Annotated in this window: 31 protein-coding genes; 4 read left to right on the top strand and 27 right to left on the bottom strand. The window is 69.2% G+C overall.

Features of this window, described 5'->3' with window-relative positions; genetic code table 11:
• Positions 1-135: 135 nt before the first annotated feature.
• From ACIRR8_RS16510 to rpsJ, 23 genes are all read right to left on the bottom strand, one after another.
• A complete protein-coding gene (locus ACIRR8_RS16510; protein ID WP_404064693.1) occupies positions 136-798 on the bottom strand; it encodes an adenylate kinase in 663 nt (220 codons plus the stop codon).
• Complete coding sequence (secY, locus tag ACIRR8_RS16515; RefSeq protein ID WP_404064695.1) at positions 798-2,111, bottom strand: preprotein translocase subunit SecY; 1,314 nt, start codon at positions 2,109-2,111, stop codon at positions 798-800. The genes ACIRR8_RS16510 and secY overlap by 1 nt, the downstream gene beginning before the upstream one ends.
• 371 nt (positions 2,112-2,482) lie before the next feature.
• On the bottom strand, positions 2,483-2,938 hold the full coding sequence (gene rplO, locus ACIRR8_RS16520; RefSeq protein WP_003966942.1) for a 50S ribosomal protein L15: 456 nt from the start codon (positions 2,936-2,938) through the stop codon (positions 2,483-2,485).
• Between the two features lies 1 nt (position 2,939).
• Positions 2,940-3,122 (bottom strand): 50S ribosomal protein L30, encoded by a 183-nt coding sequence (gene rpmD / locus ACIRR8_RS16525; protein WP_015610734.1) that lies wholly within the window; start codon positions 3,120-3,122, stop codon positions 2,940-2,942.
• Positions 3,122-3,727, bottom strand: coding sequence for a 30S ribosomal protein S5 (gene rpsE / locus ACIRR8_RS16530; protein ID WP_010058791.1), 606 nt, complete (start codon positions 3,725-3,727; stop codon positions 3,122-3,124). The genes rpmD and rpsE overlap by 1 nt, the downstream gene beginning before the upstream one ends.
• Positions 3,728-3,774: 47 nt before the next feature.
• Positions 3,775-4,158: a 50S ribosomal protein L18 gene (rplR, locus tag ACIRR8_RS16535; protein ID WP_018510591.1), complete on the bottom strand. Its 384-nt coding sequence runs from the start codon at positions 4,156-4,158 to the stop codon at positions 3,775-3,777.
• 2 nt (positions 4,159-4,160) lie between these two features.
• Positions 4,161-4,700 (bottom strand): 50S ribosomal protein L6, encoded by a 540-nt coding sequence (gene rplF, locus ACIRR8_RS16540; protein WP_003966946.1) that lies wholly within the window; start codon positions 4,698-4,700, stop codon positions 4,161-4,163.
• A 21-nt stretch (positions 4,701-4,721) separates the two neighbouring features.
• Positions 4,722-5,120, bottom strand: a complete 399-nt coding sequence (gene rpsH, locus ACIRR8_RS16545) for a 30S ribosomal protein S8 (RefSeq protein ID WP_007446728.1) — start codon at positions 5,118-5,120, stop codon at positions 4,722-4,724.
• Between the two features lie 224 nt (positions 5,121-5,344).
• Positions 5,345-5,530, bottom strand: a complete 186-nt coding sequence (locus tag ACIRR8_RS16550) for a type Z 30S ribosomal protein S14 (protein WP_003948630.1) — start codon at positions 5,528-5,530, stop codon at positions 5,345-5,347.
• Positions 5,531-5,532: 2 nt separating this feature from the next.
• The gene (gene rplE, locus ACIRR8_RS16555; protein ID WP_073718383.1) at positions 5,533-6,090 is read right to left on the bottom strand and encodes a 50S ribosomal protein L5; all 558 of its coding nucleotides are present in this window, start codon (positions 6,088-6,090) and stop codon (positions 5,533-5,535) included.
• A complete protein-coding gene (rplX, locus tag ACIRR8_RS16560; protein WP_003966949.1) occupies positions 6,090-6,413 on the bottom strand; it encodes a 50S ribosomal protein L24 in 324 nt (107 codons plus the stop codon). The genes rplE and rplX overlap by 1 nt, the downstream gene beginning before the upstream one ends.
• 2 nt (positions 6,414-6,415) lie before the next feature.
• Entirely contained in the window at positions 6,416-6,784 is a 369-nt protein-coding gene (gene rplN, locus ACIRR8_RS16565; RefSeq protein ID WP_003966950.1) for a 50S ribosomal protein L14, read from the bottom strand.
• A gap of 109 nt (positions 6,785-6,893) precedes the next feature.
• A complete protein-coding gene (rpsQ, locus tag ACIRR8_RS16570) occupies positions 6,894-7,181 on the bottom strand; it encodes a 30S ribosomal protein S17 (RefSeq protein WP_093693505.1) in 288 nt (95 codons plus the stop codon).
• The gene (gene rpmC, locus ACIRR8_RS16575; RefSeq protein ID WP_015610729.1) at positions 7,181-7,405 is read right to left on the bottom strand and encodes a 50S ribosomal protein L29; all 225 of its coding nucleotides are present in this window, start codon (positions 7,403-7,405) and stop codon (positions 7,181-7,183) included. Before rpmC ends, rpsQ begins: the two co-directional genes overlap by 1 nt.
• On the bottom strand, positions 7,405-7,824 hold the full coding sequence (rplP, locus tag ACIRR8_RS16580; RefSeq protein WP_003966953.1) for a 50S ribosomal protein L16: 420 nt from the start codon (positions 7,822-7,824) through the stop codon (positions 7,405-7,407). Before rplP ends, rpmC begins: the two co-directional genes overlap by 1 nt.
• A 5-nt stretch (positions 7,825-7,829) precedes the next feature.
• Entirely contained in the window at positions 7,830-8,669 is an 840-nt protein-coding gene (rpsC, locus tag ACIRR8_RS16585; protein WP_018510593.1) for a 30S ribosomal protein S3, read from the bottom strand.
• Entirely contained in the window at positions 8,669-9,016 is a 348-nt protein-coding gene (gene rplV / locus ACIRR8_RS16590; RefSeq protein WP_004571827.1) for a 50S ribosomal protein L22, read from the bottom strand. Before rplV ends, rpsC begins: the two co-directional genes overlap by 1 nt.
• A 43-nt stretch (positions 9,017-9,059) precedes the next feature.
• Entirely contained in the window at positions 9,060-9,341 is a 282-nt protein-coding gene (gene rpsS, locus ACIRR8_RS16595) for a 30S ribosomal protein S19 (protein ID WP_003966956.1), read from the bottom strand.
• Between the two features lie 12 nt (positions 9,342-9,353).
• Positions 9,354-10,190: a 50S ribosomal protein L2 gene (gene rplB / locus ACIRR8_RS16600; RefSeq protein ID WP_003966957.1), complete on the bottom strand. Its 837-nt coding sequence runs from the start codon at positions 10,188-10,190 to the stop codon at positions 9,354-9,356.
• Positions 10,191-10,240: 50 nt separating this feature from the next.
• Entirely contained in the window at positions 10,241-10,564 is a 324-nt protein-coding gene (gene rplW, locus ACIRR8_RS16605) for a 50S ribosomal protein L23 (protein ID WP_404064699.1), read from the bottom strand.
• Complete coding sequence (gene rplD / locus ACIRR8_RS16610) at positions 10,564-11,214, bottom strand: 50S ribosomal protein L4 (RefSeq protein WP_010058800.1); 651 nt, start codon at positions 11,212-11,214, stop codon at positions 10,564-10,566. Before rplD ends, rplW begins: the two co-directional genes overlap by 1 nt.
• Before the next feature lie 4 nt (positions 11,215-11,218).
• Positions 11,219-11,863 carry a 50S ribosomal protein L3 gene (rplC, locus tag ACIRR8_RS16615; RefSeq protein WP_003966960.1) on the bottom strand — a complete coding sequence of 215 codons (645 nt, stop codon included), beginning with the start codon at positions 11,861-11,863 and terminating at the stop codon, positions 11,219-11,221.
• 14 nt (positions 11,864-11,877) lie between these two features.
• Positions 11,878-12,186 carry a 30S ribosomal protein S10 gene (gene rpsJ / locus ACIRR8_RS16620; RefSeq protein WP_003948644.1) on the bottom strand — a complete coding sequence of 103 codons (309 nt, stop codon included), beginning with the start codon at positions 12,184-12,186 and terminating at the stop codon, positions 11,878-11,880.
• Between the two features lie 437 nt (positions 12,187-12,623).
• Here rpsJ and ACIRR8_RS16625 point away from each other — a divergent pair, with 437 nt between their 5' ends.
• From ACIRR8_RS16625 to ACIRR8_RS16635, 3 genes are all read left to right on the top strand, one after another.
• The gene (locus ACIRR8_RS16625; protein WP_404064703.1) at positions 12,624-13,085 is read left to right on the top strand and encodes a GNAT family N-acetyltransferase; all 462 of its coding nucleotides are present in this window, start codon (positions 12,624-12,626) and stop codon (positions 13,083-13,085) included.
• Between the two features lie 181 nt (positions 13,086-13,266).
• Entirely contained in the window at positions 13,267-15,279 is a 2,013-nt protein-coding gene (locus ACIRR8_RS16630; protein ID WP_404065500.1) for a PIG-L family deacetylase, read from the top strand.
• 159 nt (positions 15,280-15,438) lie between these two features.
• On the top strand, positions 15,439-16,164 hold the full coding sequence (locus ACIRR8_RS16635; RefSeq protein ID WP_404064705.1) for a S1 family peptidase: 726 nt from the start codon (positions 15,439-15,441) through the stop codon (positions 16,162-16,164).
• A 120-nt stretch (positions 16,165-16,284) separates the two neighbouring features.
• On the opposite strand, the gene ACIRR8_RS16640 is transcribed toward ACIRR8_RS16635, so the two are convergent.
• The 3 genes from ACIRR8_RS16640 to ACIRR8_RS16650 form a co-directional block, all read right to left on the bottom strand.
• Positions 16,285-16,887, bottom strand: coding sequence for a response regulator (locus ACIRR8_RS16640; RefSeq protein ID WP_404064708.1), 603 nt, complete (start codon positions 16,885-16,887; stop codon positions 16,285-16,287).
• A gap of 30 nt (positions 16,888-16,917) precedes the next feature.
• Positions 16,918-17,412, bottom strand: coding sequence for a hypothetical protein (locus tag ACIRR8_RS16645; protein WP_404064711.1), 495 nt, complete (start codon positions 17,410-17,412; stop codon positions 16,918-16,920).
• Positions 17,413-17,549: 137 nt separating this feature from the next.
• Complete coding sequence (locus ACIRR8_RS16650; RefSeq protein WP_404065503.1) at positions 17,550-23,738, bottom strand: DNRLRE domain-containing protein; 6,189 nt, start codon at positions 23,736-23,738, stop codon at positions 17,550-17,552.
• Positions 23,739-23,957: 219 nt separating this feature from the next.
• Between ACIRR8_RS16650 and ACIRR8_RS16655 the strand changes: the two genes are divergently transcribed.
• A complete protein-coding gene (locus ACIRR8_RS16655; protein WP_404064714.1) occupies positions 23,958-25,112 on the top strand; it encodes a histidine kinase in 1,155 nt (384 codons plus the stop codon).
• Between the two features lie 146 nt (positions 25,113-25,258).
• On the opposite strand, the gene tuf is transcribed toward ACIRR8_RS16655, so the two are convergent.
• Complete coding sequence (tuf, locus tag ACIRR8_RS16660; protein ID WP_018490814.1) at positions 25,259-26,452, bottom strand: elongation factor Tu; 1,194 nt, start codon at positions 26,450-26,452, stop codon at positions 25,259-25,261.
• Positions 26,453-26,482 lie beyond the last annotated feature (30 nt).

Raw genomic sequence — 26,482 nt, forward strand, 5'->3', positions numbered from 1 at the left:
CTTTCCTGTTTTGGGTTGGGGGGGGGGGGGCGGGGCGCCCCCCCCCCCCCGCCCCCCCGTCCGGGGCCCCCCCCGCGGGCGCGGCCGCCGGGGGGCCCCCCCCCCCCGACTGCACAGCGGTGGTACGGGTGGGGCTCAGTCCTGGTCGCCGGACTTCTGGAGAGCCGCCATGGCGCGCTCGGTCACCTCGGTGACCTTGCCGAGCGCGGAGATGGTCACCACCAGGCCCTGGGCCCGGTAGTAGTCGATGATCGGCTCGGTCTGCGTGTGGTAGACCTCCAGCCGCGTCCGGACCGTCTCCTCGGTGTCGTCGTCCCGCTGGTACAGCTCGCCGCCGCAGGCGTCGCAGACGCCGTCGGCCTTCGGCGGGTTGTACGTCACGTGGAAGACGTGCGCGCTGTCGTTACGGCAGATGCGGCGGCCCGCGATCCGCTTCACGACCTCTTCCTCGGGGACCTCGAGATCGAGGACCGCGTCCAGCTTCACGCCCTCGTCCTTGAGCATCACGTCAAGGGCTTCGGCCTGGCCGACGTTCCGCGGGAAGCCGTCCAGCAGGAAGCCGTTCACGGCGTCCGGCTGGCCCATGCGGTCCTTGGCCATCCCGATGGTGACTTCGTCCGGCACCAGCCGGCCTGCGTCCATGTAGGCGCGGGCCTGCTTGCCAAGGTCGGTGCCCTGGCTGATGTTGGCGCGGAAGAGGTCGCCCGTGGAGATGTGCGGAATCGACAGGTTTTGGGCAAGGTACGCAGCCTGCGTTCCCTTGCCGGCACCCGGAGGCCCGACGAGGACGATTCGCATCAGCGGAGGAACCCTTCGTAATTGCGCTGCTGGAGCTGACTCTCGATCTGCTTCACGGTTTCCAGACCCACACCCACGATGATGAGGATGCTCGTCCCGCCGAACGGGAAGTTCTGGTTCGCACCGCCGAAGCCTGCCAACGCCATCGTCGGCACCAGAGCGATCAGGCCCAGGTACAGCGAGCCCGGCCAAGTGATCCTGTTGAGCACGTAGCTCAGGTACTCGGCAGTAGGTCGACCTGCCCGGATACCCGGGATGAAGCCACCATACTTCTTCATGTTGTCGGCGACTTCGTCGGGGTTGAACGAAATGGCGACGTAGAAGAAGGCGAAGAACACGATGAGTACGAAGTACACCGAGATGTAGTACGGGTGGTTACCCGTCACGAAGTGGTCCTGGATCCAGGTGGCCCACCCTGCGGTGGATCCGGAGAACTGGACGATCAGCGACGGGATGAAGAGCAGCGAGGAGGCGAAGATGACGGGAATCACACCCGCCTGGTTCACCTTGAGCGGGATGTACGTGGACGTACCGCCGTAGGAACGGCGCCCGATCATGCGCTTCGCGTACTGCACCGGGATGCGGCGCTGGGCCTGCTCGACGAAGACGACGAGGGCGACCATCACGAAGCCGATGAGGATGACCGTGCCGAACTCGATCCAGCCGTCGGCCAGCTTGCCGCTCTCCTTGATGGCCCACAGGGCGCCGGGGAAGGTGGCGGCGATCGAGATGAACATGAGGATCGACATGCCGTTGCCGATGCCCTTGTCGGTGATGAGCTCACCGAGCCACATGACCGCGGCGGTGCCGGCCGTCATGGTGATGACCATCACCAGGGTCGTGAAGATCGACTTGTCTGCGACGATCTGGCTGCCGACGGTGCAGTTCTGGAACAGCGCCCCGCTCCGGGCGGTGGCGACGAGGCCGGTGCCCTGGAGGACGGCCAGCGCGACGGTCAGATAACGCGTGTACTGCGTGATCTTCGCCGTGCCGGACTGGCCCTCCTTCTTGAGGGCTTCCAGCCGGGGGATCACGACGGTCAGCAGCTGGAGAATGATGCTGGCCGTGATGTACGGCATGATGCCGAGCGCGAAGATGGTGATCTGCAACAGGGCGCCACCGCTGAACATCTGCATCAGACCGAGCAGGCCACCCGAATCGGCCTGGTCGATGCACTGCTGCACCTTCGCGTAGTCGACCCCGGGGGCCGGGACGTGGGCCCCGAGCCGGTAGATCACGATGATGCCGAGCGTGAAGAGCAGCTTCTTGCGCAGGTCGGGCGTCTTGAACGCTCGGGCGAACGCGGTGAACACGGTGCCTCCTGCGACCCCCGCGCTATGCGTCAGAGGCGACGGGTCTGGATGGGATCGGATACAAGGCAGCCCTACATCGTAAGGAGGCCACAAAAGATTAACGGCGCCACCCTACCCGGCCCGGGACTGAGCAGGAAACACGCACTGCACACCGGTGCAACGCCTGCTCCCCGCCCCGGGCCGTGAAAGACCGGCCAAGCCACACCAATTGGGACGTGAACGACCTCGGACTCCCCCACCGCCGGTGCGGTGGACACCCGTTCAACCTTTCCTGAGCCTTTACGGTTCCCGTACAGCGGCACAAACGAGAAAAAGCCCGGCCGGCCACCCTCCGAAGAGGGGGCCGGCCGGGCTCAGTTCTGTCCCGCGGCTCAGACGAGCTCGGTGACCGTACCGCCGGCGGCGGTGATCTTCTCCTTGGCGGAGCCGGAGACGGCGTCAACCGAAACCTGCAGCGCCACGGAGATCTCGCCCTGTCCGAGGACCTTGACGAGGTGGTTGTTGCGCACGGCACCCTTGGCGACCAGGTCGGCCACCGTGACCTCTCCACCCTCGGGGTAGAGCGTCGCGAGCTTGTCCAGGTTCACGACCTGGTACTCCGTGCGGAACGGGTTCTTGAAGCCCTTGAGCTTCGGGAGACGCATGTGGAGGGGCATCTGGCCACCCTCGAAGCGCTCCGGAACCTGGTAACGAGCCTTCGTACCCTTGGTACCACGGCCTGCGGTCTTACCCTTGGACGCCTCACCACGACCCACACGGGTCTTGGCGGTCTTGGCGCCCGGGGCAGGCCGGAGGTTGTGGGCCTTCAGCGGGCTGTTCTCCGCCATGTCAGTCAACCTCCTCAACCGTCACGAGGTGGCGGACGGTGTTGGCCATTCCGCGGAACTCGGGGCGGTCCTCCTTGACAACCGAGTCGTTCAGGCGCTTGAGCCCGAGCGAACGCAGGGTGTCGCGGTGGTTCTGCTTGCTGCCGATGTACGACTTCGTCTGCGTGATCTTGAGGCGAGCCATTACGCACCCGCTCCCGCACGCGCACGGAGCAGAGCCGCGGGGGCGACGTCCTCGAGGGGCAGACCACGGCGGGCCGCGATCTCCTCGGGACGCTGCAGGCCCTTCAGGGCCTCCACGGTCGCGTGCACGATGTTGATCGCGTTGGACGAGCCAAGCGACTTCGACAGGATGTCGTGAACGCCGGCGCACTCGAGCACGGCGCGCACCGGGCCACCGGCGATGACACCGGTACCGGGGGAAGCCGGCTTGAGCAGGACGACGCCCGCAGCCTTCTCGCCCGTGATCGGGTGAGGGATGGTGCCCTGGATGCGCGGGACCTTGAAGAAGTTCTTCTTGGCCTCTTCGACACCCTTGGCGATGGCCGCGGGAACTTCCTTGGCCTTGCCGTATCCGACACCGACGGTGCCGTCACCATCGCCCACCACGACCAGCGCGGTGAAGCTGAAGCGACGACCACCCTTCACAACCTTGGCGACGCGGTTGATCGCGACGACACGCTCGACGTACGCGGTCTTCTCGGCGGCGCTGGCGCCACCGTCACGGCCCTTCCGGTCCCGCCGCTCGCCGCCACCGGCACCGCTTCCGCGGCGCTGGGGTCCAGCCATTGGATTTACCTCTCTCTGTTACGTCCGCTGTGCGTAGGAACCGGGGCTTAGAACTTCAGCCCGGCTTCACGGGCGGCGTCAGCCAGAGCGGCAATCCGCCCGGCGTACTGGTTACCACCGCGGTCAAACACGACGGCCTCGACGCCTGCGGCCTTGGCGCGCTCGGCGACCAGGGCGCCGACCTGCTGGGCCTGGGCGCTCTTGTCACCCTCGCCACCACGGATCGACGTGTCCAGGGTCGACGCCGACGCGAGCGTGTGGCCCGCAATGTCGTCGATGACCTGGGCCACGATGTGGCGGTTGGAACGCGTCACGACCAGACGGGGACGCTCCGGCGAACCCGACATGTGCTTGCGGACGCGGATGTGGCGGCGCTTGCGAGCAGCGCGCTTGTAAGCGTCGCCCTTGGCGATCTTCACACCGTATGCCATGGCTACTTACCAGCCTTTCCGACCTTGCGGCGGATGACCTCGCCGGCGTACTTGACGCCCTTGGCCTTGTACGGGTCGGGCTTCCGCAGCTTGCGGATGTTGGCGGCCACTTCGCCGACCTTCTGCTTGTCGATGCCCTCGACGCTGAGCTTCGTGGGCGACTCGACCTTGAAGGTGATGCCTTCCGGAGCCTCGATGAGGATCGGGTGGCTGTAGCCCAGGGCGAACTCCAGGTTGGAGCCCTTCGCCTGGACGCGGTAACCGACACCGCTGATCTCGAGCGCCTTGGAGTAACCCGCGGTCACGCCGGTGATCATGTTCGCCACCAGCGTGCGGGACAGGCCGTGGAGGGCCTTGTTCTGACGCTCGTCGTTCGGGCGGGTGACGTTGAGAACGCCGTCCTCACCCTTGGAGACCTCGATCGGCGCGGCGACGGTGTGCGTGAGCGAGCCCTTGGGGCCCTTCACGGCGACCGTACGGCCATCGATGGTGACGTCCACACCGGCGGGAACCTGGATGGGGAGCTTGCCGATTCGCGACATGAGCTTTCCTTCCTTTCCCGACTACCAGACGTAGGCGAGGACTTCCCCACCTACGCCCTTCTTGCCTGCCTGCTGGCCGGTCAGGAGGCCGTGGGACGTGGAGATGATCGCCACGCCCAGGCCGCCGAGAACCTTCGGCAGGTTGGTGGACTTTGCGTATACACGCAGACCCGGCTTCGAAATCCGCTTGATGCCGGCGATCGAGCGCTCGCGGTTCGGGCCGAACTTCAGCTCGAGGACGAGGTTCTTGCCGACCTCGGCGTCCTCGACCTTCCAGCCGGTGATGAAGCCCTCCTGCTGGAGGATCTCCGCGATGTGCGACTTGATCTTGCTGTGCGGCATCGAGACATCGTCGTGATATGCCGAGTTCGCGTTACGCAGACGCGTGAGCATGTCTGCGATGGGATCAGTCATGGTCATGAGTTGGCCTTCGGCCTCTCTCGCCGGGGTTTCCTGTATGCGCCATCCCTCTCCCCACTCAGTGGTGGGACGGGTGCGGTGCGGGGACCTACGGCGTAGTAAGTCGGTCGTGGGCGGCAGGCGCCCAACCCTTCAAGCCTACGGCATGAAAGGACGGGCTCCTGCCGACCCAGATGCTTACCGAGAGTCTCCAGAACTTCCCTTCGCCCTAGGGCGGAGGAGAGTTACCAGGAGCTCTTGGTCACGCCCGGCAGCTCGCCACGGTGAGCCATCTCACGAAGGCACACGCGGCACAGGCCGAACTTGCGGTAGACGGAGTGGGGCCGGCCGCAGCGCTGGCAGCGGGTGTACCCGCGAACGCCGAACTTCGGCTTACGGGCGGCCTTAGCGATCAGAGCCTTCTTCGCCACGGTCAGTTCTCCTTGAACGGGAAGCCGAGGTGACGAAGGAGGGCACGACCCTCGTCGTCGTTGGTCGCCGTGGTGACCACGGTGATGTCCATGCCCCGGACCCGGTCGATCTTGTCCTGGTCGATCTCGTGGAACATGACCTGCTCCGTGAGACCGAAGGTGTAGTTGCCACGGCCGTCGAACTGCTTCGGCGACAGGCCACGGAAGTCACGGATACGCGGCAGCGCGAGCGACAGCGTACGGTCCAGGAACTCCCACATCCGGTCACCGCGAAGGGTGACGTGGCAGCCGATCGGCTGGCCCTCACGCAGCTTGAACTGCGCGATGGACTTGCGGGCCTTGGTGACGGCCGGCTTCTGACCGGTGATCGTGGTGAGGTCCTTGACGGCACCGTCGATCAGCTTGGAGTCGCGGGCGGCGTCGCCCACACCCATGTTGACCACGATCTTGACCAGACCGGGAACCTGCATGACGTTCTCGTACGAGAACTCCTCACGCAGCTTGCCGGCGATTTCCTCGCGGTAGCGCGTCTTGAGACGCGGCGCAGTGGTGGTCGTCATCAGATGTCCTCACCGGTCCGCTTGGCAACGCGGATCTTGTTGCCCTCGTCGTCGAAGCGGTAGCCGACGCGGGTGACGACCTTGTTGCCGTCCTTCTCCACGACCAGCTGAACGTTGCTGACGTGGATCGGAGCCTCGGTGGTCACGATGCCACCGGTCTGCGAACCGCGAGCCGTCTGACCGGCCTTGGTGTGCTTCTTGACCCGGTTGACACCCTCGACGAGGACGCGGTCCTGAGCGGGGTAGGCCACGATGACCTTGCCCTGCTTGCCCTTGTCCTTACCGGTGATGACCTGAACCAGGTCGCCCTTCTTGATCTTCATGCTTACAGCACCTCCGGCGCGAGCGAGATGATCTTCATGAACTTCTTCTCGCGCAGCTCTCGGCCCACGGGGCCGAAGATGCGGGTGCCGCGGGGGTCGCCGTCGTTCTTCAGAATGACGGCGGCGTTCTCGTCGAAGCGGATGTACGAGCCATCCTGACGACGACGCTCCTTGACGGTGCGAACGATGACGGCCTTGACGACGTCACCCTTCTTCACGTTGCCACCGGGGATCGCGTCCTTGACGGTGGCGACGATGACGTCACCGATACCCGCGTAGCGGCGACCCGAGCCACCGAGAACACGAATGGTGAGAATTTCCTTCGCACCCGTGTTGTCGGCGACGCGCAGTCGCGACTCCTGCTGGATCACGTCTATCTCCTGATCGTCTGCCGGTTCCCGGCGGGTGCCTCTCCGTGTTACCGGAGAGGCACCTCACCGAGCCTGGCGGAACTGACCTGAGGGGAGAATCCCTCAGGAATTACTTGGCCTTCTCGAGGATCTCGACGATGCGCCAGCGCTTCGAGGCCGACAGCGGACGCGTCTCCATGATGATGACGCGGTCGCCGACGCCCGCAGAGTTCTGCTCGTCGTGGGCCTTGAGCTTGTTCGTACGGCGGATGACCTTGCCGTACAGCGCGTGCTTGACGCGGTCCTCGACAGCGACGACGACGGTCTTGTCCATCTTGTCGCTGACGACCAGACCCTCACGGGTCTTGCGGAAGCCGCGGTCGGTCTTGCTGGTCTCAGTCACAGTCTTCTCGCTCATCAGACGCTCTCCACCGTCTCGATGCCCAGCTCGCGCTCGCGCATCAGGGTGTAGATCCGGGCGATGTCCTTACGGACGGACTTGAGCCGGCCGTGGTTCTCGAGCTGGCCCGTCGCCGCCTGGAAGCGGAGGTTGAACAGCTCTTCCTTGGCTTCGCGGAGCTTGTTGAGGAGCTCCTCGTCGCCCAGCTCGCGCAGCTCGGACGCCTTGGTACCGGCCGACATCACGACTCACCTGCCTCGCGCCGAACGATCCGGCACTTCATCGGAAGCTTGTGAGCAGCGCGGGTGAGCGCCTCACGAGCAATCTTCTCGTTCGGGTAGGACAGCTCGAACATCACCCGACCCGGCTTGACGTTCGCGATCCACCACTCGGGAGAACCCTTACCGGAACCCATGCGGGTCTCGGCCGGCTTCTTCGTCAGGGGACGGTCCGGGTAGATGTTGATCCAGACCTTGCCGCCACGCTTGATGTGACGGGTCATCGCGATACGAGCGGACTCGATCTGACGGTTCGTCACGTACGCCGGGGTCAGCGCCTGGATGCCGTACTCGCCGAACGCAACCTGCGTGCCACCCTTGGACATACCGCTGCGCTTCGGGTGGTGCTGCTTGCGGTGCTTGACCCTACGGGGGATCAGCATTTCGGTCAGGCCTCCGTTCCGGTGCTCTCAGCAGCCGGAGCAGCGGCGGCGGGGGCGTCGGCCTTGGGGGCCTCGGCTGCCGGCGACTGCTGCGGCTTACGGCCGCGACCGCCACGCTCGCCACCACGGCCGCCACCACGGCCGGCCGGGCGGTCGGTGCCGCCACGAGCCGGACGGTTGCCGGCGCGGGCCGCGGCGTTCTCGGCGCGAACCTCGGCGATGTTCTTGACGTCGCCCTTGTAGATCCAGACCTTCACGCCGATGCGGCCGAAGGTCGTCTTGGCCTCGAAGAAGCCGTAGTCGACGTTCGCGCGGAGCGTGTGCAGGGGCACGCGGCCCTCGCGGTAGAACTCCGAGCGGGACATCTCGGCGCCGCCGAGGCGACCGCCGCACTGGATCTTGATGCCCTTGGCGCCGGCCTTCATCGAGGACTGCATGCTCTTGCGCATGGCCCGACGGAAGGAGACGCGGGAGGAGAGCTGCTCGGCGACGGCCTGGGCCACCAGCTGAGCGTCCACCTCGGGGTTCTTGACCTCGAGGATGTTCAGCTGGACCTGCTTGCCGGTCAGCTTCTCCAGCTCGCCGCGGATGCGATCGGCCTCGGCGCCACGGCGACCGATGACGATGCCCGGGCGGGCGGTGTGGATGTCAACGCGGACGCGGTCGCGGGTGCGCTCGATCTCGACCTTCGAGATGCCGGCCCGCTCCATGCCCTTCGTCATCATGCGACGAATGGCGACGTCTTCCTTGACGTAGTCCTTGTACAGCTTGTCGGCGTACCAGCGGGACTTGAAGTCCGTGGTGATGCCGAGCCGGAACCCGTGCGGGTTTACCTTCTGGCCCATTACCGGGTTCCTTCCTTGCTGCTGACGACCACGGTGATGTGGCTGGTCCGCTTACGGATCCGGTAGGCACGGCCCTGAGCACGCGGACGGAACCGCTTCAGGGTCGGGCCCTCGTCCACGTACGCCTCGCTGATGACCAGCGAAGAGGCGTCGGTGTGGTCGTAGTTGTGTGCGGCGTTGGCGATGGCGCTGTCCAGCACCTTGCCAACCGGCACGCTCGCGGCCTGCGGGGCGAAACGCAGGACCGCCTGAGCCTCCGTGGCATCCATGCCACGGATGAGGTCCACCACGCGGCGGGCCTTCATGGGCGTGACGCGGATGTACCGCGCCTGGGCCCTGGCTTCCATGGTTGTCCCTTCGGTGTAAGTCATAGTCGTTTCCACCCCGCGCTTAGCGGCGCTTCGACTTCCGGTCGTCCTTGACGTGGCCGCGGAAGGTGCGAGTCGGCGAGAACTCGCCGAGCTTGTGGCCGACCATCGACTCGGTGACGAACACCGGGACGTGGATCTTGCCGTTGTGCACCGCGATGGTGTGACCCAGCATGGCCGGGACGATCATCGAGCGACGGGACCAGGTCTTGATGACGTTCTTGGTGCCTGCCTCGTTCTGTACGTCCACCTTCTTGATGAGGTGTCCGTCGACGAAGGGCCCCTTCTTGAGACTGCGCGGCATCTAAACCCGCTCCTAGCGCTTCTTGTTCGTCTTGCGGCGGCGGACGATGTACTTGTTGCTCGCCTTCTTGGGAGAACGAGTACGACCCTCCTTCTGACCCCACGGCGAGACCGGGTGACGTCCACCGGAGGTCTTGCCTTCACCACCACCGTGCGGGTGGTCAACCGGGTTCATCGCGACACCGCGGACGGTCGGGCGGACGCCCTTCCAGCGCATGCGGCCGGCCTTGCCCCAGTTGATGTTCGACTGCTCGGCGTTGCCGACCTCACCGATCGTCGCGCGGCAGCGCGCGTCGACCAGGCGGATCTCACCCGACGGCATACGAAGGTGGGCCATGGTGCCCTCCTTCGCCAGCAGCTGCACGGAGGCACCCGCGGAACGGGCGAACTTCGCGCCGCCGCCGGGCCGCAGCTCGATGGCGTGGATGGTCGTACCGACCGGGATGTTGCGCAGCGCCAGGTTGTTACCGGGCTTGATGTCGGCGGTCGGACCGTTCTCGACACGGTCACCCTGCGACAGGCCACGGGGAGCGACGATGTAACGCTTCTCGCCGTCCGCGTAGTGCAGCAGCGCGATGCGCGCGGTGCGGTTCGGGTCGTACTCGATGTGCGCGACCTTGGCCGGCACGCCGTCCTTGTCGTGACGACGGAAGTCGATCACGCGGTAGGCGCGCTTGTGGCCACCACCCTGGTGGCGAACGGTCACACGACCGGCGTTGTTACGGCCGCCCTTGCTGTGCAGGGGGCGGACCAGCGACTTCTCCGGCGTGGACCGCGTGATCTCGACAAAGTCGGCGACGCTGGAGCCACGACGGCCCGGGGTCGTCGGCTTGTACTTGCGGATACCCATTATCTCTCAGTCCTCGGAAGAATTCCGGATCCTGGACGTCTCGACCTCCGTCAGGAGGTCGGGCCGCCGAAGATGTCGATACGGTCGCCCTCGGCGAGGGTCACGATGGCGCGCTTCGTGTCGGAGCGCTTGCCGAAACCGGTGCGGGTGCGCTTGCGCTTGCCCTGCCGGTTGATCGTGTTGACCCCGGTGACCTTGACCGAGAAGACCGCTTCCACGGCCTGCTTGATCTGGGTCTTGTTGGAGCCCGGCGCGACGATGAACGTGTACTTGTTCTCGTCGAGCAGCGCGTAGCTCTTCTCGGAGACCACGGGCTTGACGAGAACGTCACGCGGGTCCGAGTACGTCTTGCTGGTAACGGTCGCCTCACTCATCAGGCGGCGCTCCCTTCGGTCTCAGCGGTCTGGGGGCCAGACACGAAGGACTCGAAAGCGGCCTGGGTGAAGACCACGTCGTCAGAGACGATCACGTCGTACGTGTTGAGCTGGCCCGGCTCCAGGATGTGCACCTGGGGCAGGTTGCGCGCGGACAGCCACGCGGCCTCGTCGGCGCGGTCGACGACCAGGAGCAGGTTCTGGCGCTCCGAGATCTTGCCGAGCAGCGTCTTGGCGGCCTTCGTGGAGGCGGCACCCTCGACCACGCCGGTGACGACGTGGATACGGGAGTGACGGGCCCGGTCCGAGAGGGCACCGCGCAGGGCGGCGGCCTTCATCTTCTTCGGGGTCCGCTGCGAGTAGTCACGCGGCTGCGGGCCGTGGACGACGCCACCACCGGCGAACTGCGGGGCGCGGGTCGAACCCTGACGGGCGCGGCCGGTGCCCTTCTGGCGGTAAGGCTTCTTGCCACCACCGCGGACTTCGCCGCGGCGCTTGGTCTTGTGCGTGCCCTGACGGGCAGCCGCCAGCTGGGCGACAACGACCTGGTGGATCAGCGGAACGCTGGTCTTCGCGTCGAAGATCTCCGCGGGGAGCTCGACGGTACCGGCCTTGTCGCCTGCCGGCGAAAGGATGTCAATGGTGCTCATTACCTCAAGCCCCCTTGGCCGCGGTACGGACCAGGACGAGGCCGCCGTTCGGACCGGGGACCGCGCCCTTGATGAGGAGCAGACCCTTCTCCGCGTCAACCGCGTGGATGGTCAGGTTCTGGGTGGTGACGCGCTCGTTACCCATGCGGCCCGCCATGCGCATGCCCTTGAAGACACGCCCAGGGGTGGCGCAGCCACCGATGGAACCGGGGGAACGGTGCTTGCGCTGGGTGCCGTGCCCGGCGCCGAGGCCCTTGAAGTTGTGACGCTTCATGACACCGGCGAAGCCCTTGCCCTTGCTCTTGCCCGTGACGTCGACCTTGACGCCGGACTCGAACACCTCGGCAGTGACCTCCTGGCCCAGCGTGTACTCGCTGGCGTCAGGGGTGCGGAGCTCCACCAGGTGGCGGCGCGGGGTGACGTCGGCCTTGGCGAAGTGACCCTTGAGGGGCTTGTTCACCTTGCGCGGGTCGATCTCGCCGAAGGCGATCTGGACCGCTTCGTAGCCGTCGCTGTCGTTGGTGCGAACCTGCGTCACGACGCACGGCCCGGCCTTGACGACGGTCACCGGGACGACCCGGTTGTTCTCGTCCCAGACCTGGGTCATGCCGAGCTTCTCGCCCAGGACGCCCTTGATGTTCTTGCTCATCTCGGCCCGTCCCCTCAGAGCTTGATCTCGATGTCGACGCCCGCCGGGAGGTCGAGGCGCATCAGCGAGTCAACCGTCTTCGGCGTGGGGTCGAGGATGTCGATGAGGCGCTTGTGCGTGCGCATCTCGAAGTGCTCGCGAGAGTCCTTGTACTTGTGCGGCGACTTGATGACGCAGTACACGTTCTTCTCAGTGGGCAGCGGCACCGGGCCCGCGACCGACGCACCAGTGCGGGTCACCGTCTCGACGATCTTCTTCGCCGAGGAGTCGATGACCTCGTGGTCGTAGGCCTTGAGCCGGATGCGGATCTTCTGTCCCGCCATGGCTACTAGTAGTCCTGTCTCTCGTAACGCTCTGGAACCCGGGGGTTCTCTGGACTCCTCCTCCGACCCACGCGGTCGGGCGTGTCGCATCCCCTCTACGAAAATCTCCCGGAGGAGATCCCAACCAAGGGGGTGCGGGCCCTGGGACCGCGGAACCGGGGGCGGAACACCCACCGGGTGCCTGGCCGGCGCCCTGCGTTGCTTCCCGGAAGATTCCCGTACGTCCGGCCCATACAGGGCCGACGAGTACTGTGGGACTCGCTTCCGGTCCTCCCGGCGGGAGGCGCGCAGCATTGACACTCAACCGAGCAACCTGGTCAGTGTGCCATACGGGGCGCGGGCCTGGCCAATCGAGCCCAGGATCCTACCCCGGCCGAGGGATCGGTCAAACGCAGGCGCGCATCCGGCGGTGTCATGCCTCCTGGAAGAATCCGGCCATGCCGCCGACGAGCACCCTGCCCCCCTGGGTCCTGCGCCCCGCCCTCCCCGAGGACGTCGAGGCCATCGCCGAGCTCCGGGCACTCGTCATGCGCCCCGACCTGGAGCGGTTGGGGCGGTTCGACGAGCACCGGGTACGGCAGCGGCTGCGGGACGCGTACGTGCCCGCGTGCACCTCGGTCCTGGAGATCCCCGACGGCTTCGCGGGGTGCGTCACGCTGCGGCCGGCCGCGGACTGCTGGTGGCTGGAGAACTTCCTCCTCTCCCCCGGGCTCCAGGGCCGCGGCGTCGGCTCCGCCGTGCTGCGCGGCCTGCTGGCCCGTGCGGACGCCGAGCGGACGCCCGTACGGCTGAACGTGCTCCAGGGGAGCGCCGCCCGGCGGCTGTACGAGCGGCACGGGTTCGCGCTGGAGCGGGAGGACCCGGTCGACGTGTTCCTGGTGCGCAAGCCCACACCCTGACCGGGCAACCTCTCCGCCGCGCTCCCCGTCCAACACCACGCAGGTACGGCTCGACCAGCCGCTGACCTGCGCGAAGAGCCAGGAGTACGCAGGACAGGGCGACCGTTCGCCCGCTGCGGGGGACGCGGGAGCGGACGGAGTGCGCGGCGTGGTGGATCGACCTGTCCTGTCCCGCACAGGGGTGCCCCGGCGCACGCTCCTCCTCACGGCCACCGCGACCGCCGCGCTCGCCGGATGTGCCGTTCCGGCTCCGAGGCGCCGGGGCCCCGTGCCGGACCCGGCGCCCGGGCTGGCCATAGCGACCACGCGCCGGGCGCGGATCCTGCAGTTCCTCGCCCACCCGGACGACGACCTCTACTTCATGAACCCGGACACCCGGCAGTCGCTGGACGCCGGGACCCCGCTGGTCTGCGTGTACCTGACCGCGGGCGAGGCGGACGGCGTCAACAGGATCCCCGGTGCGCCCCGCCCGGCCGCCGACCGCGCCGCGTACTCCTCCTCCCGCCACCAGGGCCTGCGCCAGGCGTACGCCGTCCTGCTCGGCCTCGACCGCTTCACGCCCTGGGAGCGGTCGGTGCTCCCGCTGCACGGCGGCCACCGGGCCGAGGTGAACGTCCTGGTGAACGGGGTGCGCCGGGTCGAGCTGGTCTTCCTCAACACCGCGATGCACACCGGCCGGGGGCGGCCCGGGCTGCCGAGCCTCTGGCGGGACCGGCGCCTGGTGCTGCGTACCGTCGTGGCCGACGACTCCCCGGTGGACAGGCCGGGTTCCTATACGTACGACGGTCTCGTCGACGTCCTCGCCGGGCTGCTGGAGCGGTACCGGCCCACCCTCGTGCACACCCTGGACCCCGACCCGGACCTCCAGTTCAGCAGCGAGTCCGAGCGGCGCCGGGACAGTGAGCAGCGCGGGTACTCCGACCACGCCGACCACACCGCGGCCGGCTGCTTCGCCTGGGCGGCGCTGATCCACTGGGTGGCGCGGGCGACGGCGGCCGGGGAGCACGTGCCCGGGTTCACGGTCTCCTCGTTCCGGGGCTACTACAACCGGCACTGGCCGAAGAACCTGCCGCCCGAGGTGCTGGAGCGCAAGGCCGCCCACCTCGTCCCGTACGGCGGCTCGCCCGACTGGGAGTGCGGCAACCCGTCCGGCTGCGGCGACTACAACGTCGGCGGCGACCGCCCGCTGACCAACCGGAAAGGCTGGGTCCGCTCCACCCACCACCGCTACCCGGGTCCGCGTACCGCCGTCGCCTCCGGAGCGGACGGCCGGCTCACCGCGTACGGGGTGCTGGGGCTGCGCGCGGTGCGGTGGCGCGAGAGCGCGCCCGGCAGCGGGGTCTGGGACGTGCCGGACGACCTCGGCGGCGGCCCGCTCGCCCCGGTGCTGGGCTCGGCGGCCACGGCGGACGGGCGCCACCTGCTGTTCGGGCTGCGGTTCGCGGCGCTCGGCGGGCACGGCGCGGACAACGAGCGCGAGATCGTGGTGCTGGAGCAGCGCTCGCCGGGCGGCCCCTTCCGCGCCTGGCAGGGGCTCGGCAACCCGGCGGCGGGCGGCGACCACGGCCGCCGCATCGGCATACCGGTCGCGGTCGCCGCGCCGGACGGCCGCGTCCACCTCTTCGTACGGAACGCGGAGAAGGGGCTGAGCACCCGCATACGCGAGGCGGGCAGCGGTCGTTGGGGTGCGTGGCGCGATCTGGGCGGCGGCGAGGTGCAGGACGGGCTGAGTGCGGTGGTGGACGCGGCGGGGTGCGTGCACGTGTACGCGGCCGGGCACCACTGCGTGCACCACTGGACCCAGGACGCGCCGGGCACGGAGGTCACCGCCCGTACGCAGCTGACCGAGGCCCCTGTCCCCTCCCACGCACCGGCCGCCGTCGCCGCGCCGGACGGGTCGGTGGAGCTGTACTACCGGGCCGCCGAGGCGGCCGGGCTCACCGTCGTGGGCGGCGAGCCGGTCCCGCGCTTCGAGGGATACGGTCCGGTGGCCGCCGCTTCCTCCGCCGGGGGCCTGACGCTGCTCGGCCGTGGCGCGGAGGGCGCGCTCCACCTCCGTACCGCAGGAGCCACCGCCGTACGCTCACGGGGGCCGGTCGCGCTGGACGGGCCGGCGCTCCACCTGGCGGCGGACGGAGCGCGCACGGTCGTGGGGTTCGGGCCGGACGCGGCGCCGTGGATCTGGCGTCCTTAGGACGATCGGGAACGGCCCCGTGGCGCTACCTACCGTTCGCCGGGGCATAACGCGGCGTTATGGGAAAGCGTTAGTACCCGGCCGATGGGTTCTTCGACACTCTGGGGCCGTCAACCCCCACAAACACGCCCCTCAGCGTGCTCCCCGAAATGAGGAACCATGCGAATAGCAAGGCTAGTTCCCGCTGCCCTCGCCGCCGCGGCCACCGTCCTCGCTCTTCTCAGCCCGGCCGCCACCGCCGCCCCGCAGCCCCCGCTCCAGGACGCCCCGCCCCCGACCACGCAGATCATCGGCGGCGGCCAGGCGTCCAACGCCCCGTGGGCCGCGCGGCTCTTCTCCAACGGCAGAGAGACCTGTTCGGCGACGATCATCGCGCCGACCTGGATCCTCACCGCCCGGCACTGTGTCAGCGGCGGCGGCCTGTCGTTCCGCATCGGCAGCCTCGACCAGCACAGCGGCGGAGTGGTGGCCAACGGCGTCCAGACGTACAACCACAGCGCGGACATCTCCCTGGTCCGCCTGGACCGCTCCGTGCAGACGACCTACTCCCGCCTCGGCAACCCCGGTTCGGTGAGCGTCGGGCAGAGCGTCCAGGTCTGGGGCTGGGGCGCCACCTCGCAGTGCGGCTCTGAGGCCAACTGCCAGTCCCGCTACCTGAAGGTCGCCAACGTGACGGTGACCGGCGGCTGCGGTGACGCGTACGGCGGCTCGGCGATCTGCGCCCGCCGCGGCAACGGCATCACCGCCGGCGGCGACTCCGGCGGCCCGATGACGGCCAACGGCATCCAGGTCGGCGTGGCCTCCACCAGCGACCGGCAGACCACGACGGCGTACACGAACGTCACCGCGTACCGCTCCTGGATCCAGTCCATCGCGGGCGTCTGACCGGCCGTCACCCCTCGGGGCGGCCGGCACCTGACCGACCCGCCGCCCCGCAAGACCGTAGGGCCCCCTTACCTCTCCGCCCTGAGGTACCGGGGCCCTACATCCATGAGGGGCCGGGCCCTACAGCCATCCGTGGTGCGTGGCGATCCGGACGGCGTCGACCAGCGTCCGGGCGTGGAGCTTGCCGACCGCCGACGAGAGGCGGTTGCGTACGGTGCCCACGCTGAGGAACAGGTCGGCGGCGATCTCGCGGGAGTGCGCGCCCTCGGCGGCGAGCCGGAGGGCCTCGGCCTCCTTGTCGGTGAGCGGGCTCGGCCCCGAGCGCTCCTCCTCCCGCATCCGGGGGTCGATGGCCCGGCCGCCCGCGGCGATCCGCCGGACGGCGTCGGCGACGCCCGCCGGCGGGGTGCTCTTGAGCAGGTATCCGGCGGCCCCGGCGGCCAGCGCGCGGCGCAGATGGCCCGGGCGGTCGAGCGCGGTGAGCATCAACGTACGGCAGCAGGGCAGCCGTTCCGCGAGCGCGGCGGCGACGGTGATCCCGTCGAGGCCCGGCAGGTCGATGTCGAGCAGCGCCACGTCCGGCCGCAGCCGCTCCGCCTCGGCGAGCGCGGCGGGCCCGTCCGCCGCCTGGCCGGCCACCTCGATGCCGAGTTCGGCGGACAGGAGCACCACCAGGCCGGACCGCACCACGTCATGGTCGTCGACCACCAGCACCTTGATCACGGGTTCGATTATCGCCCACGGCGCGGGCGTTCAGGGCGACTCGTCCGCCTTCCGGTGGCGGCCGGGGGCCCCGAAGAAGCGGCCGGGCAGGAGGAGGCACCCTGACACGAGGGCTGCCAGCAGCACCGCCGTCTCCACGCTGGTCAGTACGTCGCCGAGGGACGCGAACACCGCCGGCCACTCCCGTCCCCTGGCCGCTGCTCCGCCGACGACACCGATGAGTGCGGCGCAGGTCACGTAGGTCGCGACACCGGCGGCGAGATACCGGGCACGCTGCTTCAGAAGCCGGTCCCCGGCCGTCGGACGGAACTCCGGAGGCGCCCCGGCGCCGGCCTGCAGCATGGGCGTGAACGGATGGAGGAGCAGTCCGGCGTAGATGATCGCGATCTCGATCCGGTAGGAGCCCATCAGCCCCAGGAGAGACTCGTCCGCGGCGACGGCCACCCCCGCGGACAGGGAGGCCAGGATCCAGAAGTTGCGGAAGGCGACGCGGAATCTGGTGGGCAGGGGTACGGAGGACTTCATGGTGCGGACTCTCCCTCGGTGCCCGCCCAGCACGGTGGGAGCGGACGAATGGGGGGTGGCGCATACGGAAAGGTCCGTATGCGCCACCCGTTCAGGGCCTCATCGGCCGGAGCGTGGACCGGGTGCGGAGCGCCCGGTCACCGTCTGCGCTTGCCGCCCCCCTTCCTGAACGGCTGGCACGTCCCGATACGGGAGTACAGGCCGAGTGAGACACCGGCGCTGAGGTAGCCCCAGCCGCGCTGGACGTTCGCCCTCTGCGACCCGGCGTGGCCGACCACTCCGGCGCCGATCCCGTATCCCGCGGCCGCGCACCCGACTCCCCGCACCAGGCTGCCACCGCGCTTCCTGTTGCCCACATGACGCGCCCGGCGCATGGACTTGCCCCATTTGTAGCCACGGTAGGCGTACTTGGCGGCCTTGTACGTCTTCTTGCAGTACCGGTAGCAGGCGATCGCCGCCCGGACCCCGAAGACGACCAGCGGCACCCACTTCCCGTCGAGGTCGAACTTGTTGACGGGGTCCGCGTAGCCGTACTCGTAGGCGTTGGCGCTTCCGCCGTACACCGGGTCGCTGGAGAGGAAGCGGCCGGTGGCCGGGTTGTAGAGGCGCACGCCCATGAGCGTGAGACCGGTCAGGGTCTCCGCGGAACGCTGCTTGGCGCCGAGCCAGCCGTAGCGGACCGGCTCCTGGCTCTGGCGGGCGTTGCCGTACTCGTCGGCGTCCAGGACCGTCGGGGCCTCCTGCGGGTTCAGCGGCAGCTGCAGCGCGATGTCGCCGTGGAGGGTGGAGAGCTGGAGGACGGTCCCGCCGGTCTTCTCCGTGGTCGCCCCCAGGTCTCCGGCGGCCGACTCGACGTTGCGGGTCAGTTCGCCGGTGGTGGTGTCCTCCACGATCCAGCGGGGGTCGTCGCCGTCGCTGTCGTAGTGGTTGACCTTGGACTCGGCCGGCGTCCAGGTGGAGCCGGAGCCGGTCTCGACCCTCCAGGAGCGCAGGCGCAGGCTCGCGTCCAGCTCCCAGGTCTGCCGCCGGCCGTCGGCGGTCTGACGGTGGACGAGGTCGTTGGCGTAGTAGCCGACCGTGGTGCCGGTCAGTGCCGTCGTCCGGCCGAAGGCGTCGTAGCCGTAGCCCGCGTCGACCAGGCGGTCGGCGCTGTCGTAGCGGTGGTTGACCGTGGTGCCGCCGCCCGCGGGGCAGGCGGCGCCGGGAGCCGCGACCGCGGTCGCCAGCGCCGTCCGGTTGGAGCGCCGGTCCAGCGTGTACGTACGCCGGGTGCACTCCCCCTCGACGTGGTCCTCGACCCCGGTCAGCCGGGCGGCCCTGTCGTAGTGGTAACGCTGCTCGGACCAGCCGGCGTGGGTGCCGACCTGCCCGTGGGCGTTGCGCGTGATCGAGTCGGTGAAGACGGTGGTGCCGTCACCGTCCCGGGTGTAGGTGCGGTTGACCTCCGTTCCGGTGGTGTCCCCGGTGATCCGGAGCGTGTAACCGCCGGGCAGCTTCTCCGTGGCCGCCGAGCCGTCCGCGTCGTAGGTGGCGCGGAAGGTGCCGGCGACGGAGTCGGCCTTCGCGGTGAGCAGACCGCGCGGCTCGGCCGTGTGGTCGTAGGTGTAGGTCACCGTGGTCGGGACGGAGTCGCTCTCCTTGACCTTCCGGTCGAGCAGGTCGTACTCGGTCCTGGTGACCCCTCCGTCGGCGTCGGTGTAGGAGATCAGCCGGCCCAGCTGGTCGTAGGCGCTGGTGATCGTTCCCCCGGTGGGCGAGGAGACCTTGACGACCGCCCCGGTGGCCGGGTCGTACTCGGTGGTGGCCGCCGGTACGGCCTGGCCGAGGCCGCCCGTCACCGCCTCGTAGATCTTGCGTCCGGCCGCGTCGTACGTGGTCGCGGTCGTCCGGGAGACCCCGCCGACCTCGTCCGTCACGACGGCCCGGTTGCCCCAGCGGTCGTACTCCGTCGTCGTGTTGGGCAGCTTGGCCGGGTGGGAGCCGCCACCGGTGATGTCACCGGCCGGGCCGGTCCAGCACGGCTGGTCCGCCCACTCGGGCCGGCCCTTGCACCAGCCGGTGCCGGTGGCCGACCAGTACTCGGTGATCCGGCTGGCCGCGTCGCCGCCCGTGCCGCCGGGCAGCACCTGGGAGGTGACCCGGCCCTGGGCGTCGTACCCGGTGCTGGTGGTGATGGTGAGGCCGCCCGGGTCCTGGATCGTCAGGGTGGGCAGGCCCTTGACCCAGTCGTACTGGGTCTCGGTGAGGCGCTTCTCTCCCATGACGCCGTAGTAGTCACGGACCCGGACGCCGGTGATGGCCAGCGTGAGCTGGTCCTTCGCCTTGGCGGTCCCGTCGGTGGGACGGCCGGTGTCGTACTCGTTGACCGTCCAGGCGCGCGCCGGCACGGAGGTGCCCGCGCTCACCAGGACCGTGGAGCCGTCCTTGAGGTCCTCGGAGAGGTCCACGCGGTGGGTCGGGCCGAACTCCTCGGTCTTGCGCACGCCCGCCTCGTCGTAGGTCGAGAGCGTGGAGAGCAGCTGCGCGCGCTCGGCCGGCGGCATCGCGCTGAGCCCGAGGTCGGTGAGGACGTCCCGGTGCTCCTCGCGCACGCCGAGCGCCAGTTCGCGGTTGCCCGCGGTCAGCTGACGGACCGTGTTGCCGAACCGGTCGAACTCGGTGGTGGTGATGTGCCCGCCGGGCGCGGCCGAGTTGACGGTGCGGCCCGACGCGTTGAGGTAGGTGACGGTGGCACGGCGGTAGCCCGTGGCCGCGAGGTCCGCGCCCGAGTGGGAGGCGGGGACCGCGTCGGCGGGGAAGACCGCGGTGGCGTCGCTGGGTGCGTCGCTCTGGCCCCAGGTGCGGACGTCGGCCGCGCCCATGGCGTGCGGGGCCTTGGCGCCGGTGAGCGGGACGCCGTACACGATGCTGGTGACCGCGTTCCCCTCGACCGTGTTGACGGTGCCCTGCTTGAGGGCCTGCCGGGAGGAGCTCAGCAGCATGCCGTCGCCGGGGGCCGTGCCGGCTCCGGCGTTGCCGTACGTGAAGGTGTACGGGAGCTGGCTCTGCTGCTGCATCCACGTGACCCTGCCGCCGTAGTAGGCGTACTGGGTCTGGGAGGCCTGGCTGAGGCGCGGGTCCCACTGCTGGCGCAGGCTCCCGTTGGCGTCGTAGCGGTAGGTCGCGACCGCGGTGGCCGTGGCGGCGGAGGCGCCGGGGCTCGTGGCCCAGACGCGGATCTCGCGGACCTGGCCGGTGAAGTCGCCGAACTGGGCGTTGGTCTCCGTGCCGGTGGCCGTGGTGGTGGTCGCGTAGACGAACTCCAGGACCTTGCAGCCCTTGGTCGCGGGCGTCGTCTCGCACGCGGCCGTGGTGGCGGCCGTGGTCGGGGCGATGATCCGCTTCGGACGGGCCAGCTTCTTGCCGGCGACCGTGACGGTCTCGGAGACCACCTTGGTCGTGGAGTTGGCCAGGCCGTCGTCCAGGACGCTGGAGAGCTGCCAGGTGGTCGCCGCGGCGTCCGCCTTGGCGAAGGTGGTGACCGTTCCCTCGGTGTCGGATAGCGTGAACGTGCCGGTCACACCGCCCGTGAGGGTCAGGTCCTCGGAGCCGGGCTCCGGGATCCACCCGTTCTTCGCCGCGTTCGCGGTGAAGTGGATGGCGTCGCCCTCCTCCAGCACCACGTCGACCGCGGTGTCGGAGATGCGCCGGACGTGGCTGTAGTCGGACTCGGTGGCCTCGGCGGCGGTGCCCGAGACCCACTCCTTGCCGAAGATCGCGGCCTGGCCCTCCTGGTCGGCGCCCCGGTTGGGGGTGCGGGAGGCGGCCGTACGCGACACCGACAGGTCGAAGAGCGACACATCGGTCTCGGAGAGCGTGTAGTTGCCGGTCAGCAGGTTGACCGAGCCAGGACCGACCTCGCTGGTGGCCGCGCCGTCCGCGTTGCGGTCCACGACCGCGGTCAGCGGCATGGTGCTGCTGGCCGCGGAGTTCGGGCCGGTGAAGTCGGCCTTGAGCTGGATCGTGCCGTCCGGGTCGACGGTGCTGGTGGCGTTCCACACCAGCGGCGCGTTGCGGCCGTTGGTCAGCGGGACCGGCCAGGCCGTCAGCGCGCTGCCGCCGGAGGTGACGTGACCGACGGGGACGCGCACCCACGGGTCGGCCTCGGAGCGGCGCCAGGAGAAGGCGACGGCGTTGTACTTGCCGGCCTCCGCCTCGGCGACCAGCGGCAGCCGGCGCGCGGTCCGCTCCCCCTCCGAGGGCTGGACGAAGCCGCCCGAGCCGGCGTGGAAGAGGTACTCCAGCGCCTCGGACTTGTTGTCCGCCTTGTCGACGGAGCGCACCTGGAGGGTGTGGCTGCCGTTCTTCGGCGGGGTGACGGAGACCGCCTTGTTCGCGGCGGCGCCACCGGTGACGACCTTGGTCCAGGTCACCCCGTCGAGGGACCACTCCAGCCAGTTGTGGTCGGAGCCGCTCGGCGGGGTCACCGTGAAGGTGCCCGGCTGCCCGGCGCCCTTGACCCACTGCCCGGAGGGATAGTCGGTGGAGGCGATCCTCGTCGGCGCGGACGGCGCCCTGGTGTCGACCGTGAAGGTCTTCCACGCCGACCAGCCGGTGTTGTAGTGCGTGCCGTCGTAGGGGTTCGTACGGAACTTGTACGTCTTGCCCTCGGCCAGCACGCCCGCCGGAACGGTCACCGAAGCGGCCTGCCCGGACGCCACGTACTTCGACACGATCGGCGAGCCGACCTGCGTGTTCGTGGCGTTGTCGAAGATCTGGAAGGTGCCGTTGACCTTGTCACCGTCGGCGTCGACGAAGGTGTCGCGCAGCGTCGGCGTCAGGGTGTTCACCATGTAGGCGCCGGAGTAGGAGAAGAACGGCGGTCCCGCCTCCTGCTTGGTGCCGGTGCGCGGGCGGAAGTTGTACGTCACCGACAGCTTCGGCGGGTTCTTCGCGGCGTTGGCGGAGTTCACCCGCTTCCACTGGGCGACCGTGGTCTCGCTCTTGGCCCGGATGCCGAGGTGACCGCGGGTGGCCTTGGCCGAGGCCCACTCCTGGGCCAGCGTGGTCACGTTCGCGTTGATCCAGCCGTCCGGCTGGCTGGTGCAGGCGGTGTTGCCGCGCGTCTCGGTGGACTCCGCCTTCATCGCGGTCATCGTCGGCCGGTTGGTCCACCGGCTGGCCGTCGTCGCGGCGGGCGAGGACCAGACCTGCCACGGCTGGGCGGCGCAGGTGGTGTTGGCCGAGTGGAAGTTCCACAGGCTCAGCTTGGCGCTGGAGACCAGGGCATCGGCGATCGGCGCGGTGTTCCAGGTGATGAACGACTGGGCGGTACGGGGAGTGCCGTTGGCGTTCGTCGTACCGGGGTTGCCGAAGTCCAGCTCGACATCGGTGGACCAGTCGCGGGTCTCGCCCTGCTGGACGTACGTGTCGAAGACGTTCGACAGCGACGAGGTCGACGGGTCGACCGTCACCGGGTACACCGTCTCCGGGTCGGCGAGGAACTCCGCGTCCGGCGTGACGACCAGGTCGACGGCGCCCTTCCTGGGCACCACCTTCATCGCCACCGGCACCCGGCGCGTGCGCTCGCCGGAGACCTTGTCGACGGTGGAGTCCCACATCACCGGCGCGGGCATCACGGCCCGCTTGCCGTTCCTCCGGTCGGTGAAGAGCACGCTGCCGTCGGGCTGCTCCTTCGCCGTCAGGCCCTTGGCCTTGAGCGGCAGGGTGTACGAGTAGCCCTCGGCCGGACGCTTCTTGATCTCGACGTACTGCTCGAAGCCCGTACGGGTCGACTCGACGACGACGTCCGCGCCCGGCAGGGCCTCGGGGTAGGTGGCGCGCGTCCCGTCCAGTTCGGGTGCGGGCAGTCCGCCCTTCCACTGGAGCGTGATCCGCTCGTCGCCCTCGCCGAGCGTGACCAGGTCACGTGCGGGGGCCCGGTCCGCCTCGCGCACCGAGCGCGGCAGCGCACCGCCCTTGCCCGCCAGGCTCAGGCCGTTCGGGTGGGCCTTGGCCTCGACGCCGCCGGCGGCCGTCTCACGGAGCTCGACGTCGACGTCGGTCCAGGTGCCGTTCTCCTCGAAGCGGACCGGACCGGCCGTCAGCTCGGTCATGAGCGAACCGTCCTTGTTCACCCAGGTCGTGGAGGTCTCGGTGCGCTCGGACAGCGCCTCGACCCGCTTCCCGTACAGTTTGGCGGCCACCTTCGCGGAGAGGATGTCCGCGGCTTCGCGGGGCCCCTCCGGCGCCGGCTTCTCCTCGACCGGTGCCTTCGGCACCTGCTGGGTGACGGCCACGGCCTGGCCGCTCTCCGTGACCAGGGCCATCTCCACCGCGAGCACCATGGCCGCGCCGAGGGCGATCCGCGGCAGGAGCCGTCTTCGCCGTTGCAGGGCCAAGGATGAGCCCTCCCAGCCAGCGGCGGGAGGTATGTGCTCCGACACGTCGGACAACTCTCTGTTGTAGTGGGCATGAAACAGAGGCGATCAAAGCAGGGGGACTCGTGGTGAAGAAGTGAAGCTTTCACGAAGTCAGGCACGGAGAGCGGAACGAAGGAGTCCCTGATGCGGCGTCCGGCAGGCCTGGGAGCAGGTGCGCCGCAGGGTTCCGGGGTCGCCTTCGGAGCGCTGGTCATCCTGGTGGTCGGGTCGCTCGCACTGGTCGCCCTGGAGGTGGCGGCCTCACCGCTCGGCAGACGGACGGTGGTCGCCGGCCTGACCGTGCTGGTGCTGATGCCCGCGCTCATGCTGGGCCAGTACGCGCCACCGCCGTACCGGCTGCCCTACCGCCGGCGCTGGGTGCTGCTGCTCGTCCAGGCGGTGCTCACCTACCTGCCGCTGCTGCTCTTCCACTACCGGTGGCTGAGCCTGCTGGGGTTCCTCGCCGGGGCGGTCCTGCTGACCCTGCCGCCGGGCACCTCCGTACCGCTCGCGCTGGCGGTCGGGGCCAGTGGTCCGCTGCTGGCCACCACCGGGTTCATCGACACCGACCGGAGCGCGCTCAACATCCTGCTCGCCACGGCGATCACCGCGAGCACCGTCTTCGCCGTGGCCCACCTGGCGCTGCTCGCGGCCCGGCTGCACAGCAGCCGGGAGCACGCCGCGCACCTGGCCGAGCAGCGGGAGCGGGCGCGGATGCAGCAGGACCTGCACGACCTGGTCGGGTCGTCGCTGGCGGCGATCACGCTCCAGGGCGAGACGGCGCTGCGCGGCGGTTCCGGGCGGGAGCGGGCCGCGCTGACCGAGATCATCGGGCTGGCCCGGCGGCTCCACGACGACGTGCGCTCCATCAGCCGGCCCGACGTCGGCGGCCTCTCGCTCTCCGAGGAGCTCGGGCACGCGCAGCGGGTCCTCACCGCGTCCGGCGTGGAGGTGCGGACCGTGCTGCCGCCGCGGACAGAGGCCGCTCCGGCGGTCGTGGGCTGCCTGCGCTTCGTCCTCCGCGAGGCCGTCGGCAACGTACTCCAGCACAGCCGGGCCACACACTGCTCGATCACCCTGCGCAAGGACGGCACGACGGTCCGGCTGACGGTCCGCAACGACGGCGCCGCGACCGCTCCGCCGGCGTCGGCCGGGTCCGCGCGGCACGGCACGGGGCTGGCCGGGCTCAGCGGGCGGGTCCTGGCGCTGGGCGGGGAGTTCACCGCCGGGGCCGAGGACGGGACCTTCACGCTGACGGCCGTCGTACCGCGGGCGGGGGCAGTCGTACCGCGCCCGTAGGACCGGGCCGTGGCGTACGGTCCGCGGCCCCCGCCTCCCTTACGCCTGAGGCTTCCGGACATGGCGAAGGGCCCCGCATCTCTCGCGAGATGCGGGGCCCTTCTTGCGACTCGATGAGCCACCAGGTCCAAGGACCAAGCAGAGAACTACTTGATGATCTTGGTGACCTGGCCGGCGCCCACGGTCCGGCCACCCTCACGGATGGCGAACTTCAGGCCCTCTTCCATGGCGACCGGCTGGATCAGCGCGACGTCCATGAGGGTGTTGTCACCCGGCATGACCATCTCGGTGCCCTCGGGAAGGGTCACCACGCCCGTCACGTCCGTGGTACGGAAGTAGAACTGGGGGCGGTAGTTGTTGAAGAACGGGGTGTGACGGCCACCCTCGTCCTTCGACAGGATGTAGGACTGCGCCTGGAACTCGGTGTGCGGCGTGACCGAACCCGGCTTGATGATGACCTGGCCGCGCTCGACGTCCTCGCGCTTGATGCCACGGAGGAGCAGACCGACGTTCTCACCGGCCTGGCCCTCGTCGAGCAGCTTGCGGAACATCTCGATGCCGGTGACCGTGGTGGTGGTCTTCTCGGTCTTGATACCGACGATGTCGACGGTCTCGTTGACCTTGAGGACACCACGCTCGATGCGGCCGGTGACGACCGTACCGCGACCGGTGATCGTGAAGACGTCCTCGATCGGCATGAGGAACGGCTTCTCGACGTCACGCTCGGGCTGCGGGATGGACTCGTCCACGGCGGCCATCAGGTTCAGGACCGACTGGCCCCACTCCTTGTCGCCCTCGAGAGCCTTGAGCGCCGAGACCTTGACGACGGGAACGTCGTCGCCCGGGAACTCGTACTCGGAGAGGAGCTCACGGACCTCGAGCTCGACGAGCTCCAGGATCTCCTCGTCGTCCACCATGTCGGCCTTGTTCAGGGCGACGACGATGTACGGAACGCCGACCTGGCGGGCCAGGAGCACGTGCTCCTTGGTCTGCGGCATCGGGCCGTCGGTGGCGGCGACGACGAGGATGGCGCCGTCCATCTGCGCCGCACCCGTGATCATGTTCTTGATGTAGTCCGCGTGACCGGGGCAGTCGACGTGCGCGTAGTGACGCGACTCCGTCTGGTACTCGACGTGCGCGATGGAGATGGTGATACCGCGCTGGCGCTCTTCGGGAGCCTTGTCGATCTGGTCGAAGGCCGAGGCCTCGTTCAGGTCCGGGTACGCGTCGTGCAGCACCTTGGTAATGGCGGCCGTGAGGGTCGTCTTACCGTGGTCGATGTGACCGATGGTGCCGATGTTGACGTGGGGCTTAGTCCGCTCGAACTTTGCCTTCGCCACTGGGGTCCTCCTGAGTGGTTCTGTACGCCT

The sequence above is a fragment of the Streptomyces sp. NPDC101178 genome (assembly GCF_044767965.1).
Lineage (GTDB): Bacteria > Actinomycetota > Actinomycetes > Streptomycetales > Streptomycetaceae > Streptomyces.

Bases quoted from the DNA above. Each gene is read 5' to 3' on its own strand.
- ACIRR8_RS16510 (WP_404064693.1), bottom strand. From the start codon at position 798: ATGCGAATCGTCCTCGTCGGGCCTCCGGGTGCCGGCAAGGGAACGCAG.
- rplO (WP_003966942.1), bottom strand. From the start codon at position 2,938: ATGGCGGAGAACAGCCCGCTGAAGGCCCACAACCTCCGGCCTGCCCCG.
- rpmD (WP_015610734.1), bottom strand. From the start codon at position 3,122: ATGGCTCGCCTCAAGATCACGCAGACGAAGTCGTACATCGGCAGCAAG.
- rpsE (WP_010058791.1), bottom strand. From the start codon at position 3,727: ATGGCTGGACCCCAGCGCCGCGGAAGCGGTGCCGGTGGCGGCGAGCGG.
- rplR (WP_018510591.1), bottom strand. From the start codon at position 4,158: ATGGCATACGGTGTGAAGATCGCCAAGGGCGACGCTTACAAGCGCGCT.
- rplF (WP_003966946.1), bottom strand. From the start codon at position 4,700: ATGTCGCGAATCGGCAAGCTCCCCATCCAGGTTCCCGCCGGTGTGGAC.
- rpsH (WP_007446728.1), bottom strand. From the start codon at position 5,120: ATGACCATGACTGATCCCATCGCAGACATGCTCACGCGTCTGCGTAAC.
- rplE (WP_073718383.1), bottom strand. From the start codon at position 6,090: ATGACGACCACCACTGCGCCGCGTCTCAAGACGCGCTACCGCGAGGAA.
- rplX (WP_003966949.1), bottom strand. From the start codon at position 6,413: ATGAAGATCAAGAAGGGCGACCTGGTTCAGGTCATCACCGGTAAGGAC.
- rpsQ (WP_093693505.1), bottom strand. From the start codon at position 7,181: ATGAGCGAGAAGACTGTGACTGAGACCAGCAAGACCGACCGCGGCTTC.
- rpmC (WP_015610729.1), bottom strand. From the start codon at position 7,405: ATGTCGGCCGGTACCAAGGCGTCCGAGCTGCGCGAGCTGGGCGACGAG.
- rplP (WP_003966953.1), bottom strand. From the start codon at position 7,824: ATGCTGATCCCCCGTAGGGTCAAGCACCGCAAGCAGCACCACCCGAAG.
- rpsC (WP_018510593.1), bottom strand. From the start codon at position 8,669: ATGGGCCAGAAGGTAAACCCGCACGGGTTCCGGCTCGGCATCACCACG.
- rplV (WP_004571827.1), bottom strand. From the start codon at position 9,016: ATGGAAGCCAGGGCCCAGGCGCGGTACATCCGCGTCACGCCCATGAAG.
- rpsS (WP_003966956.1), bottom strand. From the start codon at position 9,341: ATGCCGCGCAGTCTCAAGAAGGGGCCCTTCGTCGACGGACACCTCATC.
- rplB (WP_003966957.1), bottom strand. From the start codon at position 10,190: ATGGGTATCCGCAAGTACAAGCCGACGACCCCGGGCCGTCGTGGCTCC.
- rplW (WP_404064699.1), bottom strand. From the start codon at position 10,564: ATGAGTGAGGCGACCGTTACCAGCAAGACGTACTCGGACCCGCGTGAC.
- rplD (WP_010058800.1), bottom strand. From the start codon at position 11,214: ATGAGCACCATTGACATCCTTTCGCCGGCAGGCGACAAGGCCGGTACC.
- rplC (WP_003966960.1), bottom strand. From the start codon at position 11,863: ATGAGCAAGAACATCAAGGGCGTCCTGGGCGAGAAGCTCGGCATGACC.
- rpsJ (WP_003948644.1), bottom strand. From the start codon at position 12,186: ATGGCGGGACAGAAGATCCGCATCCGGCTCAAGGCCTACGACCACGAG.
- ACIRR8_RS16625 (WP_404064703.1), top strand. From the start codon at position 12,624: ATGCCGCCGACGAGCACCCTGCCCCCCTGGGTCCTGCGCCCCGCCCTC.
- ACIRR8_RS16635 (WP_404064705.1), top strand. From the start codon at position 15,439: ATGCGAATAGCAAGGCTAGTTCCCGCTGCCCTCGCCGCCGCGGCCACC.
- ACIRR8_RS16645 (WP_404064711.1), bottom strand. From the start codon at position 17,412: ATGAAGTCCTCCGTACCCCTGCCCACCAGATTCCGCGTCGCCTTCCGC.
- ACIRR8_RS16650 (WP_404065503.1), bottom strand. From the start codon at position 23,738: ATGGTGCTCGCGGTGGAGATGGCCCTGGTCACGGAGAGCGGCCAGGCC.
- ACIRR8_RS16655 (WP_404064714.1), top strand. From the start codon at position 23,958: ATGCGGCGTCCGGCAGGCCTGGGAGCAGGTGCGCCGCAGGGTTCCGGG.